This is a genomic window from Pseudoflavonifractor capillosus, assembly GCF_016902575.1.
In the GTDB taxonomy this organism is placed as follows: domain Bacteria; phylum Bacillota; class Clostridia; order Oscillospirales; family Oscillospiraceae; genus Enterenecus; species Enterenecus capillosus_A.
Window position 1 is genome coordinate 1 of sequence record NZ_JACSNZ010000165.1, and the last position, 233, is coordinate 233.

Below are 233 nucleotides of genomic sequence, written 5' to 3' on the forward strand. Positions count from 1 at the left end.
GCCTTTCTGCCATAGACCTGGCTGCTGCTCTGGGGTGTCAGCAGCACCTTGGCCGCCGACAGCTGAACCTGGGCAACAGAATCCAGATAGACCAGATTCTTTCCATTGAAATCCTTTAGCGGCAGAGGCTTATAAAAACCGCTGTCAAGCAGTGCCACAAATTCCTTCAGATCAGCCTGAGGGTATTTGTAGCCAAGTTTTTTCAGGTCGATGATGCTTTTGTCGGAGAGCAT

General features: G+C 50.2%; 1 pseudogene. It reads right to left on the minus strand.

Annotated features, from left to right (window positions below):
• Nucleotides 1-233, minus strand: a pseudogene (locus H9X86_RS12320) (Fic family protein); the annotation flags it as partial.